Origin of the sequence: Streptomyces sp. NPDC047049 (assembly GCF_040643995.1) — a bacterium.
In the GTDB taxonomy this organism is placed as follows: domain Bacteria; phylum Actinomycetota; class Actinomycetes; order Streptomycetales; family Streptomycetaceae; genus Streptomyces; species Streptomyces mooreae.
In genome coordinates, this window is record NZ_JBEYVM010000001.1 from 404,294 (window position 1) to 419,869 (window position 15,576).

Here is a 15,576-nt window from a genome sequence, read left to right on the forward strand (position 1 = left end):
TCGCCACACCTGCCACACATTCCAACTTCGACATGTCGAATGTAGAACCTCCACCTTTGACATGTCAACAGTGGAAGGTAAAGTGCCGGTCATGAGCCTGAGACATGCAGTGCTGGGCCTGCTGGCCGAGGCCCCGGCGAGCGGATACGACCTGATGAAGCTGTTCCACGCCTCGCTGTCGAACGTCTGGCCGGCCACCCAGAGCCAGGTGTACGGCGAGCTCACCAAGCTCACGGCCGCCGGACTCGTCGAGGTCGCCGCCCACGGCCCCCGCGGCCGCAAGGAGTACGCGATCACCGAGGACGGCCTGGCGCAGCTGCGCCACTGGCTCACCGACGTCGAACCCGGCGGCCCCCCTCGCGATGACGGCCTGCTGCGCGTCTTCTTCCTCGGCATCGTGACGCCGCTCGAGGCACAGACGTTTCTCCTGCACCAGGCCGAGCGCGCTGCTCGTACCCGTGCCACGCTCAAGCACATCGAAGAGACCGCCGAGTGGGACGAAGAAATGATTTCGGTCTACGGGCGGATCGCGCTGGAGTACGGGCTGCGGATGTCGGCGACCCAGGAGGAATGGGCCCGTTGGGCGGCCGGTGAGGTGACCGGCGCAAAGGCGAAAAGGGCCAGCGAACTCGCGAGAAAGCAGCACGAGGGAGGCCGGCAGAAGGAAAGTCAGGGGAAGAAAGGCCCGGAGAAGGAAGACCGGCAGAACGAAGCGGAGTAGCGCGGAGGCAGGCAGAGCCCGCCGGGCGGGCGCCCCACCGTCTCCCCGGTCCACAATTCGGGTGCCGTCGCATGCCGCGCGCGGCACCCTGGAAACATGGACAAGCAGCGCTCCGTGCGCATCTCGAAGTACCTGGCGAAACATCTGCGCCATGAACCGGAGCGGATCGGTATCACTCTCGACGCCCAGGGCTGGGTGTCCGTGGAAGAGCTCATTTCAGCGGCCGCACGGCATGGATTCCGCTTTTCCCGGGCGGAGTTGGCGGCGGTGGTCGCCGACAACGACAAGCAGCGCTACGCCGTGAAGAACGACCGGATCCGTGCCCAGCAGGGCCATTCGGTGCGGGTCGACCTCGATCTGCCGCGGGCCGAACCACCCGCCCGTCTCTTCCACGGCACGGTGGCCCGCAATGTGGCCGCCATCCGAAAGGAGGGGCTGCGGCCGATGTCGCGGCATGCCGTCCACCTCTCGCCCGACCGCGAGACCGCGACCCGGGTGGGCGCACGGCGCGGCAAGCCCGTGGTCCTGACCGTGGACGCGGGGGCGATGCACCGCGCCGGCCACGTCTTCCGGGTCAGCGCGAACGGCGTCTGGCTCACCGGCCGGGTACCGGCCCCGTTCGTGCGTTTCCCGGGCTGAGCCCGCGCTCCCGTAGGACAGCGCCGGAAACGGGGTGCCCAGACGGCCAGGACCCACCGCCCTGCCCCCCGTACCCACACCGGCCCGCCAGGCCGCTCCCTCAAAGGCCCGGCGCCCCCCACACCGGGAACCACCGCGCCAGATCCTGCTCGATGGTCAGGTCGTCCCCGAGCATCGCCCGCACCTCCAGTTCGAGCGGGTTGTCGCGCTTCTCGCCGCCCCCCTTGGGGGAGAAGGGGTAGAACGTGCCGCGCTTATACAGGTAGACCAGCGCCAACGACCGCTGCCGTTCGTCACGGAATCCGACCAGCGAACACAGCAGCTGTGGGCCGAACCCCGCCTCCTCCAGCGAGGTATTGACCGCGTGCAGGTCGTTGACCAGGCCCGCTACGTCCTCGGGCGGATGCCGCGCGAGCAGCCAGGTATAGCCGTACGCGTCCTGCGTGAACTCCACCGAACCGTCCAGCAGCGACCGGGCCTCCTCCTGGATGCGCGCGAACGTCCCGCCCTCGACGCTGGCGAAACACACCGACCCCAGGCCGGTGGGCTCGAATCCGGCCGCGGCCTGGAGGGTGACCGCGGCGGACGGCAGCGCGAAGAGCTGGTCGAGATCGGGGCGTACCGGTTTGCTGCGGCCGAGGATGGCGTCAAGAAATCCCATGCGTGACGTACTCCTTGCTCGATACCTCCGGGCCCATGGCGCCGGTCTTCGCCTCTGTGCCGGTCTTCGCCTCTGTGCCGGCCGTCGCCTCCGCGCCGGTCGTCACATCCGCCCCGGCCACTCCACTCATCACGCCCGCCCCAGCTCCGCGGAGATCCTGGCCAGTTGGTCCAGCCGCTGTTCCAGCGTCGGGTGCGAGGACAGCAGCCGGCTGAAGCTCTCCTTGTTGAACGCCGGGGCGAAATAGAAGGCGTTGAACGGCTGGGCCTTGCGCAGGTCCTCGGTCGGGATCCTCGCGATCTGGCCGGTGACCTTGGTCAGCGCGGCGGCCAGTGCCGAAGGGCGGCCGGTCAGCAGCGCGGCGGCCCGGTCGGCGGACAGCTCACGGTAACGGGACAGCAGCCGGGTCAGGAGGAAGCTGATCGCGTAGACGACCACGCTCACGGCGGTCACGATGAGCACCGCGATGGCCGCGTTCTGGTCCCGGTTGTTGCGCCCGATGCCGCTCCACAGGGCGGCCCGGGTGATGATCCCGGCCAGCACGCCGAGGAATGAGGCGATGGTCATCACCGCGACGTCGCGGTGCGCGACATGCGAGAGCTCGTGGGCCAGCACCCCCTCCAGCTCCTCCGGCTCCAGCCGCCTGAGCAGCCCGGTGGTGGCACACACCAGGGAGTTCTGCTGACCGCGGCCGGTGGCGAAGGCGTTCGGCACGTCCGACTCGGCGATCGCCACCCGCGGCTTGGGCATGTCGGCCAGCGCACACAGCCGGTCGACGGCGCCGTGCAGCTCGGGCGCCTGCTCCGGGGTGACCTCGCGCGCGCCCATGCTGAATGCCGCGATCCGGTCGCTGAACCAGAACTGCGCGATGAACAGGGCGCCCGCGATCAGCAGCACCACTACCCACGCGCCCTTGAGCAGCACCACCAGCACGCCGACGACCACGACGTACAGCAGCCCGATGAAGAACATCGTGGTGACCATGCGTGTGGTCAGCCCGCGGTCCGGGGCGAATCGGGTCTGTGCCATGGCTCCTCCGAAAGCACCGCAGTTCGCGCCATGCGCCGACCGTTCGCGTCGCGTCCGCGCACCGCGCGCCGCGGGACGCACACCGCGCCCCGCTGCCCCAATTCTCCCTCTTCTGAGCTATATGCGGGGTAAAGCCCAGGCCAGGGGAGCGCCGGGCGCGCCGTGCAGCTCGGGCCCCTCCGATGCCGGTGTCCCCGGGGCCGGCGAGGGGCTGCCGCGCCTCCCGGGGCCGCCGGGACGTCCTGCGACCCCGGGAGGCACCTCCGGAGCTCCGCCTACCGGGCGGCCAGCTGCCCCAGCCCCTCCGTGGCGATCCGTTCGAAGACCGCGACGTCGGCCTCGAAGACCGAATCGGCGATCGGCCAGTGGAGGACCAGCTCGTCGATGCCCAGCTCGGCGTGGCGGCCGGCGAAGTCGACGAACGCGTCCACGGAATCCAGCGGGCGGTCCGGGGTGAAGCCGGTCAGCATGATCTTCTGCAGGTCGGCCGGCTCCCGGCCCTGATCGGCGCAGGCCTTCCCCAGCCGCTCGATCTGCCCGCGAACCGCCTCCCGCGACTCGTCCGGCGTTCCGCCCCCGTTGGAGACCTTGGGATCCCCGGTCGTCACCCAGGCCTGGCCGTACTGGGCGGCCAGCTTCAGCCCGCGCGGACCGGTGGCCGCCACCGCGAACGGCAGTCGCGGCCGCTGCACACAGCCGGGGATGTTGCGGACCTCGTGCGCGGAGTAGTGGTCACCGGCGTAGGAGACGACATCCTGGGCCAGCAGCCGGTCCAGTAGCCCGACGAACTCGGCGAAACGGTCGGCCCGTTCCCGCGGCTCCCAGGGGACCTGGCCGAGCGCGGTGGCGTCGAAGCCGTTGCCGCCGGCGCCGATGCCCAGGGTGATCCGGCCGTCGCTGATGTCGTCGAGCGAGATCAGTTCCTTGGCGAGGGTGACCGGGTGCCGGAAGTTCGGCGAGGTGACGAGGGTGCCCAGCCGCAGACGGGAGGTCGCGGCCGCGGCGGCGGTCAGCGTCGGAAGGGCGCCGAACCACGCCTGGTCCCGGAAGGTCCGCCACGAGAGGTGGTCATAGGTGTACGCGGCGTGGAAGCCCAGTTCCTCGGCGCGCTGCCATGCCTCCCGTCCGCCTTCGGACCAACGGCGGACGGGGAGTATCACGGTGCTCAGTCGCATACCCCCGAGCGTACGGCCGACCGCACGGTGCGAACCATTCACCGCGGGCCCGGCGACGGGCTCCCCCGCCGCCCGTCCTTGCGCCATCCGCCCGGCCGCCACGGGCTCATGCGCGCAACCCACCGCACCCCTGTGCGCGGCGGTACGGGAAGATGGCCCCGTGACTGATGCCCCCGCCACACCACCACGGGCGCCCGAAACGGCCGTTGCGCCCCGGCTGATCGCCACCGATCTCGACGGCACGCTGCTGCACGACGACAAGACGGTCTCCGACCGGACGATCGCCGCGCTGGCCGCCGCGGAGCGGGCCGGCATCGAGGTGTTCTTCGTCACCGGGCGTCCGGCCCGCTGGATGGGCGTGGTCAGCGACCATGTGCACGGTCACGGCCTGGCGATCTGCGCGAACGGCGCGGCCGTCGTCGATCTGCACCGCGGCGGCCGGATCGTCGAGGTCAGCCCCCTGGAGCGCACCGTCGCACTCGCCGTCGTGGACGCGCTGCGCAGTGCCGCCCCCGGTACCTCGTTCGCGGTCGAGCGCACCGGCGGTATCCACTACGAGCCGCAGTACCCGCCGCTCCTCCTGGACCCGGCCGCGGTCATCGCGCCGGCCGAGAAGCTGCTGGCCGAGGACTTCGTCGCGACGCTGTGTCCGCACATGGCGGGGCACGACGAGCCCCAGGGGCCGGGCGACCCCTCCGGCGACACCCCCTCTTCCGGAGGTGGCCCTTCCGGTGACGTCCCCTCCGGCGAAGCCAATCGCCCCACCGATCCCACGGGCCCCGCCTTCCCCGACCAGCCCGTGATCAAGCTGCTGGCGCACCACCCCGAGCTGGACCCCGACGCGTTCCTCACGCTGGCCCGTACGACCGCCGGCGATCTCGCGTCCTTCACCCGCTCCAGCCCCACCGCCCTCCTGGAGATCAGCGGTCCCGGTGTCAGCAAGGCCGGCACCCTCGCCCGCTGCTGTGCCGAGCGCGGCATCTCCCCGCGGGAAGTGGTCGCTTTCGGGGACATGCCGAACGACATAGAGATGCTGACCTGGGCCGGCACCTCGTACGCCATGGCCAACGCCCATCCCGACGTGCTGGCCGCGACGACGGGCCGTACCGCCTCCAACAACGACGACGGCGTCGCGGCCGTCATCGAGCGGATCCTGCGCCACGACGGCCCACGAGACGGCCGGTAGCCCCGAGGGCGACAGCGCGCCGACCGGTCCCCGGCCCCGCCGTCACGCCCTCGCCGCCCTGCCCCGCGCGACCCCGCCCTCACAGCGGCGCCTCCCACCTCAGCGTCGTCCCCGTACCGTCCTCGCCCAGCCCGGGGCCGTACGAGCTGGAGCCGCCCAGCGACTCCGCGCGCTTGGCGAGGTTCTTGAGGCCGCTGCGGCGACCGCCGTCCGAGATGCCGATACCGTCGTCGGCGACGGTCAGGCGGACGCCGTCGGCGCCGTCCGGCAGCCGGATGGTGGCGTCGACGACGACCTCGATCCGGGAGGCCTGGGCGTGCCGGAAGGCGTTCGACAGCGCCTCCCGCAGCGCGGCGATCAGGTTTTTGCCGGTCAGCTCGCCGATCCGGGAGTCGACCGGGCCGATGAAGCCGGCCGAGGGCTGGAAGCCGAGTGGTACGGCGGCGGTGCCGATTTCGCGCAGGACCCGGGTCCGCAGCCCGGACGGCGCCTCCGCCGGTCCCTGTTGCAGGGCGAAGATCGCGGTTCTGATCTCCTGAATGGTGACGTCCAGCTCGTCGACGGCCTTGCCGACGCCCTGTGCCACCTCGGGCACCACGGATCTGCGCTGTGCGCTCTCCAGGATCATGCCCGTCGCGAAGAGCCGTTGAATGACGAGATCGTGCAGGTCACGGGCGATCCGGTCGCGGTCTTCGTAGACGGCCAGCCGCTCACGGTCGCGCTGGGCGTCGGCCAGCACCAGCGCCAGTGCGGCCTGCGCCGCGAACTGGGTGGCCAGCGTCCGCTCGGCGGCGGTGAACGGGCGGGCGCCCCTGGCCCGCGGGGTCGCCAGGGTGCCCAGCACCCGTCCGCCGCTCTTGAGCGGCAGCATCATGCTGGGGCCGAAGCGGGCCGCGATATCCGTGATCATCCGGGGGTCGGTGGCCGAGTCGTGCACGAACACGGGCTCCCCGGTGAGGAGTTGTTCCACCACTGGGCTGTGGGGCGGAATCTGCGTCCCCATGATTCCGGTGGGGTCGTCCGCCGACACCGCGACGATCTCCAGGCCGCCCTCCTCGTCGGGCAGCAGCACGATGCCGGCCGCCGAGTCCGCCAGCTTGCGGGCCTGCTCGGCGACCACCGCGAGCGCATCGTCGACATCGCTGCCGGCGAGGAGTTCGGTGGTCACCGCCACGGAGCCGTCGATCCACCGCTCCCGCTGCCGGGTTGCCGCATGCATCCGGGCGTTGCCGATGGCGATACCGGCCTCGGTGGCCAGCACCCGCACCATGTGCAGGTCTTCCTCGCTGAACTCCCTGCCCTCACGCTTCTCCGTCAGGTAGAGGTTGCCGAAGATCTCGCCCTGGACGCGGATCGGCACCCCGAGAAACGTCCGCATCGGCGGGTGCCCGGCCGGGAAGCCCGCCGAACGGGAGTCCTTCGTGAGGTCGGCGAGGCGCAGTGGCTTGGGATCATGGATGAGCGCCCCGAGCAGGCCCTTGTGGCCGTCGGGCAGCGCGCCGATCCGTTCGTGCTGCTCGCTGGTCACCCCGTACGTCACGAAGTCCGACAGCCCCTCACGGGCGTCGTCGATGATCCCGATCGCGGCGTAGCGGGCATCGGCCAGCTCGGCGGCGGTCTCCACGATCCGGTCCAGGGTGATGTGCAGATCGAGACCCGCGCCGACCGTGCGCATCGCCTCCAGCAGCTGCGGTACCCGGGCGGTCAGCTCGGACGACAGTCCCTGCAGACTGCGGGTCGCCTCGGTGGCGGCGTCCATGGGGTCGGGGGCCGCATGCGCGCCGTCGCTCCCGGGGGCCGCGGGGGACTCGGGGGACGCAAAATCCGCGGCGTCCCCGGGGCCCGCGGGTGGGGGTTCTGCCGTGGCTGCCATGCCACGAGCCTAATAAGAGCTGTTTTCCGCGGAAAGTCCGGTTATGTGCGGAGGGCGAGCACGGAGGGAGACGGGGACCTGTGCGGCGCGGGACGAGCCCCCGGCACGGGCCCGGGACGGTGCGCGGCCCGCGCCACCGGCAGCGCGTCGCCCTGGGCCACCGCTGGGGGTGGGCCCTACGCCACCGGCTGCGCCGTCCCGTACGCCGCATCCACCGCCCGCTCGCGCTCCAGCATCCGCCGGAACGGGCCGTCGGCCGCGGCCAGCTCCGCGTACGGCCCGCACTGCGCGACCCGCCCCTGATCCAGCACCAGCACCTCGTCGACCTCCTCCAGACCGGTGAGCCGGTGGGTGATCAGGACCGTCGTACGGCCCTCGGTCGCGGCCAGCAGATCGGCGGTCAGCGCATCGGCGGTGGGCAGATCCAGGTGCTCGGCGGGCTCGTCCAGAACGAGCACCGGGAAGTCCGCGAGCAGGGCACGCGCCAGGGCCAGCCGCTGCCGCTGGCCACCGGACAGCCGGGCGCCGTGCTCCCCGATCATGGTGTCCAGGCCATCGGGCAGCGCCCGCACCCAGTCCGCGAGCCGTGCCCGGCCAAGCGCCTCCCACAGGTCCTGGTCGGCATCGCCCGGGGCGCCGTGCCGGTCCCGGCGGGCGAGCTTGAGGTTTTCCCGCAGCGAGCTGTCGAAGAGGTGCGCGTCCTGCGCACACAACCCCACCAGCCGCCGGACCGCGTCACCGTCCAGCGTCCCGGCATCCGTTCCGCCCAGCAGGTACGCCCCCGACTCCCGGTCCACGAAGCGCAGCAGCACCTGCGCCAGCGTGGTCTTCCCGGAACCGGACGGGCCGACTACGGCGAGCCGGCGGCCCGCGGTCACGGTGAAGCCCACGCCGTCCAGCGCCGGGCGGTCCGCTCCCGGGTGGCGCGCGGTCAGGTCCCGTACGACCAGCGGGAACGGCGCCTCGGGAGCCTCGGCCGGCGCGGCCGGCTCCTGCACCGGGACCGGCGCGTCCAGCACCTCGAAGACCCGCTCGGCGGCGTGCCGGGTGCGCCGGCGGTACTGCACGGCGAGCGGCAGCCCGGCCACCGCTTCGAAGGCGGCGAGCGGGGTGAGCACGACCACGGCCAGCGCCACGCCCGACAGCCGGCCCGCGTGGACGGCCTGGACACCGGCCACCGCCGCCGCGGCGACCGTCAGTCCGCACAGCAGCGCCGACAGCCCGGCGCCGGTCCCGGACACGGCGGCCGAACGGGAGGCGATCCGGGTCAGCTCCCGGTCGGCGCCCCGCACCGCCTCCGTACGGGCGGGGAGGGCACCGGCCACCGTCAACTCGGCGGTACCGGTGAGCACATCGACGACGCGGGTCGCGAGCCGCCCGCGTGCGGGCGCCAGTTGACGCTCCACCCGCCGGGCCAGCGCCCCCGAGAGCATCGGCACCCCGACGCCCGCGAGCAGCAGCCCGACGGCGAGGAGCGCACCGGCCTCCGGCAACAGCCAGCCGGTGAAACCGACCGCGCCCGCCCCGACCAGCACCGCCGCCCCGACGGGCAGCAGCCAGCGCAGGAAGTAGTCCTGCCCCGCGTCGACATCGGCCACCAGCCGCGACAGCAGATCGCCGCGGCTGCGTTCCTTGAGCCCGGCCGGTGCCAGCCGCTCCAGCCGCCGGAAGACGGCGACACGTGCCTCGGCGAGCATCCGGAACACCGCGTCATGGGCGACCAGCCGCTCGGCGTACCGGAAGACCGCACGGCCGATGCCGAACGCCCTGGTGGCAGTGACCGCGACCATCAGATACAGCACCGGCGGCTGCTGCGCCGCCCGCGAGATCAGCCATCCCGAGGTCGCCATCAGGCCCACCGCGCTGCCCAGCGCCAGGCTCCCCAGCAGCAGCGCCAGCGCGAACCGCGCCCGATGGGACCGGGCCGTTCGCCGCAGCCGGGTGAGCGCCGAGCCCTGGGCGGGGCCGGGGAGGGAGTCGGGCCCGGCGTCCTCACCCGGGTCCGGCGCACCGGCCGCCGCCTCGGCGGGGCCCCGGTCCGTCTCGGCCGGTTCGACAACCGTCTGGACGCAGCCCGGGCCCCCCTCAGCTGGTTCGACAACCGTCTCCTGGACCGACCCGCCTGACCGCCCGGACTGGACTGATGGGACCGACTGGACCGAACGGCCCGACCGGACCGGCCGATCCGAAGGCGCCTCCACCACCGCCCCCGGCAGCCGCACCACCCGGTCCGCCACCGCCAGCAACGCCGGCCGGTGGACGACGAGCAGAACGGTACGGCCGACGGCGAGCCTGCCGATCGCGGCCACCATCGCTTCCTCGGTCGCACCGTCGAGGTTGGCGGTGGGCTCGTCCAGGAGCAGGATCGGGCGGTCGGCGAGGAAGGCGCGGGCGAGCGCGAGCCGCTGGCGCTGGCCGGCCGAGAGCCCGGCACCGGACTCGCCGAGCCGGGTCGCCATGCCGTCCGGGAGCGCATCGACGAAGTCCAGCGCACCCGCTTCGCCCAGGGCGTTGCGCACCGCGGCGTCATCCGCATCCGGCCGCGCCAGCCGTACGTTCTCGGCGATGGTGCCCGCGAACAGATGCGGGTGCTGCGGCACCCAGGCGATCCGCTGCCGCCAGCTCTCGGGGGAGAGCGACGCGATGTCCCGGCCGTCGACGAGGGCCCGGCCCCCGTACGGTGCGGTGAAGCCGAGCAGCACGCTCAGCAGGGTGGACTTGCCGGCGCCGGAGGGGCCGACCAGTGCGACGGTCTCGCCGGGCCGGACCTCGAACGACGTCGCCGGGAGCGAGTCGGCGGTCCGCCCGGGGTGGCGGACCACCAGCTCTTCCACGGTCAGCGCGGTGCCCTCGGGCGCGGGTGCGGTGCCGGCCGTGCGCAGCGGAGTCTCCAGCACCGCGAAGATCTCCTCCGCCGCCGAAAGCCCCTCGGCCGCGGCGTGGTACTGCGCGCCGACCTGCCGCAGCGGCAGATACGCCTCGGGTGCCAGCACCAGCACCATCAGGCCGGTGTAGAGGTCGAGTTCACCGTGTACCAGCCGCATACCGATGCCGACCGCGACCAGCGCGACGGAGATGGTGGCGAGGAGTTCGAGCGCGAAGGAGGAGAGAAAAGCGATCCGCAGGGTGCGCATCGTCGCCCGGCGGTATGCGCCGGTGATGGCCCGGATGGAGGCGGCCTGGGCCTTGGCCCGGCCGAAGACCTTGAGGGTCGGCAGGCCCTCGACGACATCGAGGAAGTGGCCCGACAGCCGGGCGAGCAGCCGCCACTGGCGGTCCATCCGCGCCTGGGTGGCCCAGCCGATCAGGATCATGAAGAGCGGGATCAGCGGGAGGGTGAGGACGATGGTGAGCGCCGAGATCCAGTCGCCGGTGACGATCCGGGCCAGCACGGCGAGCGGGACGACGACCGCCAGCCCCAACTGCGGCAGATAGCGGGCGAAGTAGTCGTCCAGTGCGTCGATGCCGCGGGTGGCGAGGGTGGTGAGTTCGCCGGTTCGCATTTCCAGGGGGCCGGTGCCGTCGGGCGTGCCCGCGTCGGGCGTGCCCGCGTCGGCCGCCCCGGAACCGTACGGAGCCGGGGCCGGCGTGCCACCGTCCGTGCGCCCGGTCACCGCGCCGGGCCCCAGCCGCGCCGCCCGCTCGATCAGCCGCATCCGCAGCTCGGACTTGACCGCCGCGCCGGCGCGGTGCGCGGCCAGCTCGGTGAGCCAGGAGACCAGACCGCGCCCGACGGAGACCGCGGCGAGCAGCGCCAGCGGGGTGGCCAGGGCGCCGGTACCGAGGTGGTGCTGGAAGGCCCCGACGACGATCTCGGCGATCAGCATCGCCTGGCCGATGACCAGGCCCGCTCCGGCAAGCCCGAGCACCACCACCGCGACGAGGAAGCCGCGGGTGGCGTGGGCGTAGCGGAGCAGACGCGGGTCGACCGGTTTCACGTGAAACATCCGTCCTGCTGGGGCCGCCCCGCGAGGGCGGCCGCTCAGCTAGTGGGCATCGGCGATGTGCTGGGTACCGATGCGCTTGCGGAACACCCAGTACGTCCACCCTTGGTAGAGCATCACCAGCGGTGTGGCGAAACCCGCGCACCACGTGATGATCTTCAGGGTGTAGGGGCTGGACGAGGCATTGCTGACCGTGAGGCTCCAGCTTTCGTTCAGCGTCGAGGGCATGACGTTCGGGAAGAGCGTCAGGAACAGCATCGCGACCACGGCCACGACCGTGATGCCGGAAAAGGCGAACGCCCAGCCCTCACGCCCGAGCTTGTTGGCCCCCAGCGCCGCGACCAGCGCGACCACCGCGACGATCAGGACGATCAGGCTGGCGCCGTCGCCCTTGTCTGCCTGGGTCCAGCCGAGGAAGCCGACCACCGGCACCAGGGTGAGCACCCCGAGGACGGCCGCCGTCCTGCGTGCCCGCTCCCGGATGTCGCCCGTCGTCTTGAGCGAGGCGAACACCGCACCGTGGAAGGTGAACAGCGTCAGCGTGACCAGCCCGCCCAGAATCGCGTACGGGTTCAGCAGGTCGAGAACGCTCCCTACGTACTCCTTGTGAGCGTCGATCTTGACGCCGTGCACGAGGTTGCCGAACAGGACGCCCCAGAGCACCGCGGGCAGCAGCGAGGCCCAGAAGATCGCGTTTTCCCAGTTCCGCTGCCAGTGCTCCTCGGTCCGCTTGTGACGGTATTCGAAGGCGACCCCGCGGACGATCAGGCACACCAGGATCAGCAACAGCGGCAGATAGAAGCCGGAGAAGAGGGTGGCGTACCAGTCGGGGAAGGCGGCGAAGGTCGCACCGGCCGCGCTGATCAGCCAGACCTCGTTGCCGTCCCAGACCGGACCGATGGTGTTGATCAGTACGCGCTTCTCCCGCCGGTCGCGGGCGAGGAGCTTGGTGTGGATACCGATCCCGAAGTCGAACCCTTCGAGGAAGAAGTACCCGGTCCAGAGGACGGCGATAAGGACGAACCAGACGTCGTGGAGTTGCACAGTCGCCTCCTAGTACGAGAAGGCCATCGGCCGGTCGGCGTCCGTGCTGTCGCCGCCGATCTTGGTGGGCGGGTTGAGGTCGGAGTCGGTGAGCTCCTGTGGTCCGGCCTTGATGTACTTCACCAGCAGCTTGACCTCGACCACGGCGAGGATCGCGTAGAGCGCGGTGAAGACGATCATCGAGGTCAGCACCTCGCCCTGCGAGACGCCCGGGGACACCGCGTCCGAGGTGCGCAGCACGCCGTAGACGACCCAGGGCTGGCGGCCCATCTCGGTGAAGATCCAGCCCCACGAGTTCGCGATGAGCGGGAAGCCGAGGGTGACGAAGGCGAGCGACCAGTACCACTTGCTCAGCCGGGCACCGAGCACCTTGTTCTTGGTGAGCGCGAGGTGCGGTGGCTCCTCGTCCCCCGTCCGCAGCCCCGGAGCCAGCCAGAACTTCTTACGGGTGAGCCAGAGCCCGGCGAGCCCGATGGCGAAGGACGACATACCGAAGCCGATCATCCAGCGGAAGCCCCAGTAGGCAACCGGGATGTTGGGCCGGTAGTCGCCGGGCCCGAACTTCTGCTGCTCGGACTTGTTGACGTCGTTGATGCCGGGGACCGGCGAGCTGAAGTCGTTGTGCGCGAGGAAGGACAGCAGGCCGGGTATCTCGATGGCGACCGTGTTGTGCCCCTTGTCGACATCGCCGTAGGCGAAGACCGAGAACGGCGCGGGCTGTTCCTTGTCCCACAGCGCCTCGGCCGCGGCCATCTTCATCGGCTGCTGCTTGAACATGACCTTGCCGAGCGAGTCACCACTGACCGCGGTGAGGATGCCCGAGATGACCAGCGTGATCAGCCCGAGTCGCAGCGACGTCCGCATGACCTTGATGTGCTTTTTGCGCATCAGGTGGAAGGCGGCGATACCGACCATGAACGCGGCGCCGGTGAGGAAGGCCGCGGTCAGCGTGTGGAAGGCGACGACCAGGGTGGTGTCCTGGGTCAGCACCTTCCAGAAGTCCGTCAGCTCGGCACGGCCGTTCGCGGCGTTGTACTTGTAGCCGACCGGGTGCTGCATCCAGGAGTTCGCCGCGAGGATGAAGTACGCCGACAGGAGCGTGCCGATCGAGACCATCCACATGCAGAAGCAGTGGATCTTCTTCGGCAGCTTGTCCCAGCCGAAGATCCACAGGCCGATGAAGGTCGACTCGAAGAAGAACGCGATGAGTGCCTCGAAGGCCAGCGGGGCGCCGAAGACGTCCCCGACGAACCGCGAGTAGGCGGACCAGTTCATCCCGAACTGGAACTCCTGGACGATGCCGGTGACGACACCCATCGCGATATTGATCAGAAACAGCTTGCCCCAGAACTTGGTGGCCTTGAGGTACTTCTCCTTGCCCGTGCGTACCCATGCGGTCTCGAGTCCGGCCACCAGAGCGGCGAGGGAGATCGTCAGGGGGACGAACAGGAAGTGGTAGACGGTGGTGATGCCGAATTGCCATCGCGCCAGAGTCTCTGGCGCCAACGCCAGTTCCATGCCGTGCTCCTTACGTCGCCGTTGCACTACGGCAATGCCCTGTATGCGCCACATAAAGTGGCCCATACGGGACGCGCTTGTGAACGCGTTCACATTCACAAGCAATTATCTCCTATGGGTCTCGGCCATTTCTGCCGGGGGGTACGTGACCGCGGTCACGCCCGACCGTCGGGCGCCACCACGCCCTTCACCTGCCACGATGCCGGTCCGTCCCGCCCGTGGGCGGCGCACCCCGGCGCCCGTCCGCAGCGGCGAGAAAGCGCGCCTCATGCAGAAGGCCGCGGGTCAGCGGACCCACGGCCTCGGCACACCCGTCCGACGACGGGTTACAGCGCCTTGCGGAACTCCTCCGCGGCCTGCAGGAACAGGTCCATCGCCGGGCCCTCGCCGATCGTCACCCGTACGCCCTCGCCGGGGAACGGCCGCACGACCACACCGGCCCGCTCGCAGGCCGCCGCGAAGTCGGTCGTCCGGTCCCCCAGCCGCAGCCAGACGAAGTTCGCCTGCGATTCGGGGACCGTCCAGCCCTGCCCCAGCAGACCGTCCACCACCCGCGCCCGCTCGGCCACCAGGGCGTCGACCCGCTCCAGCAGCGCCGCCTCGCTGCGCAGCGACGCCACCGCCGCCTCCTGCGCCAGCTGGCTCACCCCGAACGGCACCGCCGTCTTGCGCAGCGCCGCGGCCACCGGCTCATGGGCCACCGCGAAGCCGACCCGCAGGCCCGCCAGGCCGTACGCCTTGGAGAAGGTGCGCAGCACACACACATTGGGCCGGTCGCGGTAGAGCTCGATGCCGTCCGGCACCTGGGGATCGCGCACGAACTCGCAGTACGCCTCGTCCAGCACCACCAGCACATCACTCGGCACCCGGTCCAGGAAGGACTCCAGCTCCGCACGGCGGACAACGGTGCCGGTGGGGTTGTTGGGGTTGCAGACAAAGATCAACCGAGTCCGGTCGGTGACCGCGGCGAGCATGGCGTCCAGGTCGTGCACCTCACCGGAGGTCAGCGGGACCTGCACGGACGTGGCGCCGGAGACCTGGGTGACGATCGGGTAGGCCTCGAACGACCGCCAGGCGTAGATCACTTCATCGCCGGGCCCGGCCGTCGACTGGACCAGCTGCTGGGCCACCCCGACCGATCCGGTGCCGGTCGCCAGGTGCTCCAGGGGCACCGAGAACCGCTCGGACAGCTCCGCCATCAGGCCCGTGCAGGCCATGTCCGGGTAACGGTTGAAGGCGCCGGCGGCGGTCACCGCGCTCTCCAGGACACCCGGCAGCGGCGGATAGGGGTTCTCGTTGGAGGACAGCTTGTACGTGACGGGGCCGCCGGCCGCCGCCGGCCGGCCCGGCTTGTAGGTGGGGATGCCGTCCAGCGCAGCACGCAGCTTCGGGGTCTTCTCGCTCACCGCAGGTCCTCCTCGACCGTCCTGCCTCTTCTCCAATACTGCACACCTTATGAGGATTGACCCGTTCGGCGGCAGCCCCCGGCCCGTCGCCCGGCCCGCCCACACGCCTCGGTCCGGCACCGGGGAAGCCCCGCGCGGAGCCTCCAGGGGGCGCCGTCCGGTTCGACGTGCGCCGGTGGCTCACTCCGTGGCGCGCGTCCCCCGTCAAGGTGACTTGAGGCCACTTCGGGACCCGAACCGATCGACAGGCAAACGCGCCATCCCTCCCACGAAATGATCACCCATTGCGCCAACTCCCTTTTCTTTCATGATAATTGAGCGCTTCTAGCCGTGCAGAAACGTGCCTCTCCACAGCCCTCACCCAAGCCCCGCGAATGGCC

The 15,576-nt window shown here is 71.1% G+C and carries 11 protein-coding genes; 3 read left to right on the forward strand and 8 right to left on the reverse strand.

The genetic code is table 11. From position 1 onward, the window contains the following. Nucleotides 1-91 precede the first annotated feature (91 nt). Together ABZ851_RS01935 and ABZ851_RS01940 are read left to right on the forward strand one after the other, a co-directional pair. The gene (locus tag ABZ851_RS01935) at nt 92-721 is read left to right on the forward strand and encodes a PadR family transcriptional regulator (protein WP_361120751.1); all 630 of its coding nucleotides are present in this window, start codon (nt 92-94) and stop codon (nt 719-721) included. Between the two features lie 96 nt (nt 722-817). Next, entirely contained in the window at nt 818-1,360 is a 543-nt protein-coding gene (locus tag ABZ851_RS01940) for an RNA 2'-phosphotransferase (RefSeq protein ID WP_361120754.1), read from the forward strand. A gap of 100 nt (nt 1,361-1,460) precedes the next feature. Here the strand turns inward: ABZ851_RS01940 and ABZ851_RS01945 are convergent, their stop codons facing one another. From ABZ851_RS01945 to ABZ851_RS01955, 3 genes are all read right to left on the reverse strand, one after another. Next, entirely contained in the window at nt 1,461-2,021 is a 561-nt protein-coding gene (locus tag ABZ851_RS01945) for a hypothetical protein (RefSeq protein WP_361120757.1), read from the reverse strand. A gap of 129 nt (nt 2,022-2,150) precedes the next feature. Continuing rightward, on the reverse strand, nt 2,151-3,050 hold the full coding sequence (gene htpX / locus ABZ851_RS01950; protein ID WP_336047590.1) for a zinc metalloprotease HtpX: 900 nt from the start codon (nt 3,048-3,050) through the stop codon (nt 2,151-2,153). A 275-nt stretch (nt 3,051-3,325) separates the two neighbouring features. Then, on the reverse strand, nt 3,326-4,225 hold the full coding sequence (locus tag ABZ851_RS01955) for an LLM class flavin-dependent oxidoreductase (RefSeq protein ID WP_361120761.1): 900 nt from the start codon (nt 4,223-4,225) through the stop codon (nt 3,326-3,328). Between the two features lie 160 nt (nt 4,226-4,385). Here ABZ851_RS01955 and ABZ851_RS01960 point away from each other — a divergent pair, with 160 nt between their 5' ends. Continuing rightward, nucleotides 4,386-5,411, forward strand: a complete 1,026-nt coding sequence (locus ABZ851_RS01960; protein ID WP_361120764.1) for an HAD hydrolase family protein — start codon at nt 4,386-4,388, stop codon at nt 5,409-5,411. A 79-nt stretch (nt 5,412-5,490) separates the two neighbouring features. Here the strand turns inward: ABZ851_RS01960 and ABZ851_RS01965 are convergent, their stop codons facing one another. The 5 genes from ABZ851_RS01965 to hisC all read right to left on the reverse strand — a co-directional run bounded on the left by ABZ851_RS01965 (nt 5,491) and on the right by hisC (nt 15,196). Next, nucleotides 5,491-7,170: a GAF domain-containing protein gene (locus ABZ851_RS01965; protein ID WP_361121771.1), complete on the reverse strand. Its 1,680-nt coding sequence runs from the start codon at nt 7,168-7,170 to the stop codon at nt 5,491-5,493. A gap of 290 nt (nt 7,171-7,460) precedes the next feature. Beyond that, on the reverse strand, nt 7,461-11,231 hold the full coding sequence (cydD, locus tag ABZ851_RS01970) for a thiol reductant ABC exporter subunit CydD (protein ID WP_361120766.1): 3,771 nt from the start codon (nt 11,229-11,231) through the stop codon (nt 7,461-7,463). A gap of 39 nt (nt 11,232-11,270) precedes the next feature. Then, nucleotides 11,271-12,272, reverse strand: a complete 1,002-nt coding sequence (gene cydB, locus ABZ851_RS01975; protein ID WP_361120769.1) for a cytochrome d ubiquinol oxidase subunit II — start codon at nt 12,270-12,272, stop codon at nt 11,271-11,273. Between the two features lie 9 nt (nt 12,273-12,281). Next, nucleotides 12,282-13,790 carry a cytochrome ubiquinol oxidase subunit I gene (locus tag ABZ851_RS01980; RefSeq protein ID WP_311622931.1) on the reverse strand — a complete coding sequence of 503 codons (1,509 nt, stop codon included), beginning with the start codon at nt 13,788-13,790 and terminating at the stop codon, nt 12,282-12,284. 326 nt (nt 13,791-14,116) lie between these two features. Beyond that, entirely contained in the window at nt 14,117-15,196 is a 1,080-nt protein-coding gene (gene hisC, locus ABZ851_RS01985; protein ID WP_361120774.1) for a histidinol-phosphate transaminase, read from the reverse strand. Nucleotides 15,197-15,576 lie beyond the last annotated feature (380 nt).

Coding starts and splice junctions, on each gene's coding strand:
- ABZ851_RS01980 (WP_311622931.1), bottom strand. CDS start 13,790: ATGGAACTGGCGTTGGCGCCAGAGACTCTGGCGCGATGGCAATTCGGC.
- htpX (WP_336047590.1), bottom strand. CDS start 3,050: ATGGCACAGACCCGATTCGCCCCGGACCGCGGGCTGACCACACGCATG.
- ABZ851_RS01940 (WP_361120754.1), top strand. CDS start 818: ATGGACAAGCAGCGCTCCGTGCGCATCTCGAAGTACCTGGCGAAACAT.
- ABZ851_RS01955 (WP_361120761.1), bottom strand. CDS start 4,225: ATGCGACTGAGCACCGTGATACTCCCCGTCCGCCGTTGGTCCGAAGGC.
- cydD (WP_361120766.1), bottom strand. CDS start 11,231: ATGTTTCACGTGAAACCGGTCGACCCGCGTCTGCTCCGCTACGCCCAC.
- ABZ851_RS01935 (WP_361120751.1), top strand. CDS start 92: ATGAGCCTGAGACATGCAGTGCTGGGCCTGCTGGCCGAGGCCCCGGCG.
- ABZ851_RS01965 (WP_361121771.1), bottom strand. CDS start 7,170: ATGGACGCCGCCACCGAGGCGACCCGCAGTCTGCAGGGACTGTCGTCC.
- ABZ851_RS01945 (WP_361120757.1), bottom strand. CDS start 2,021: ATGGGATTTCTTGACGCCATCCTCGGCCGCAGCAAACCGGTACGCCCC.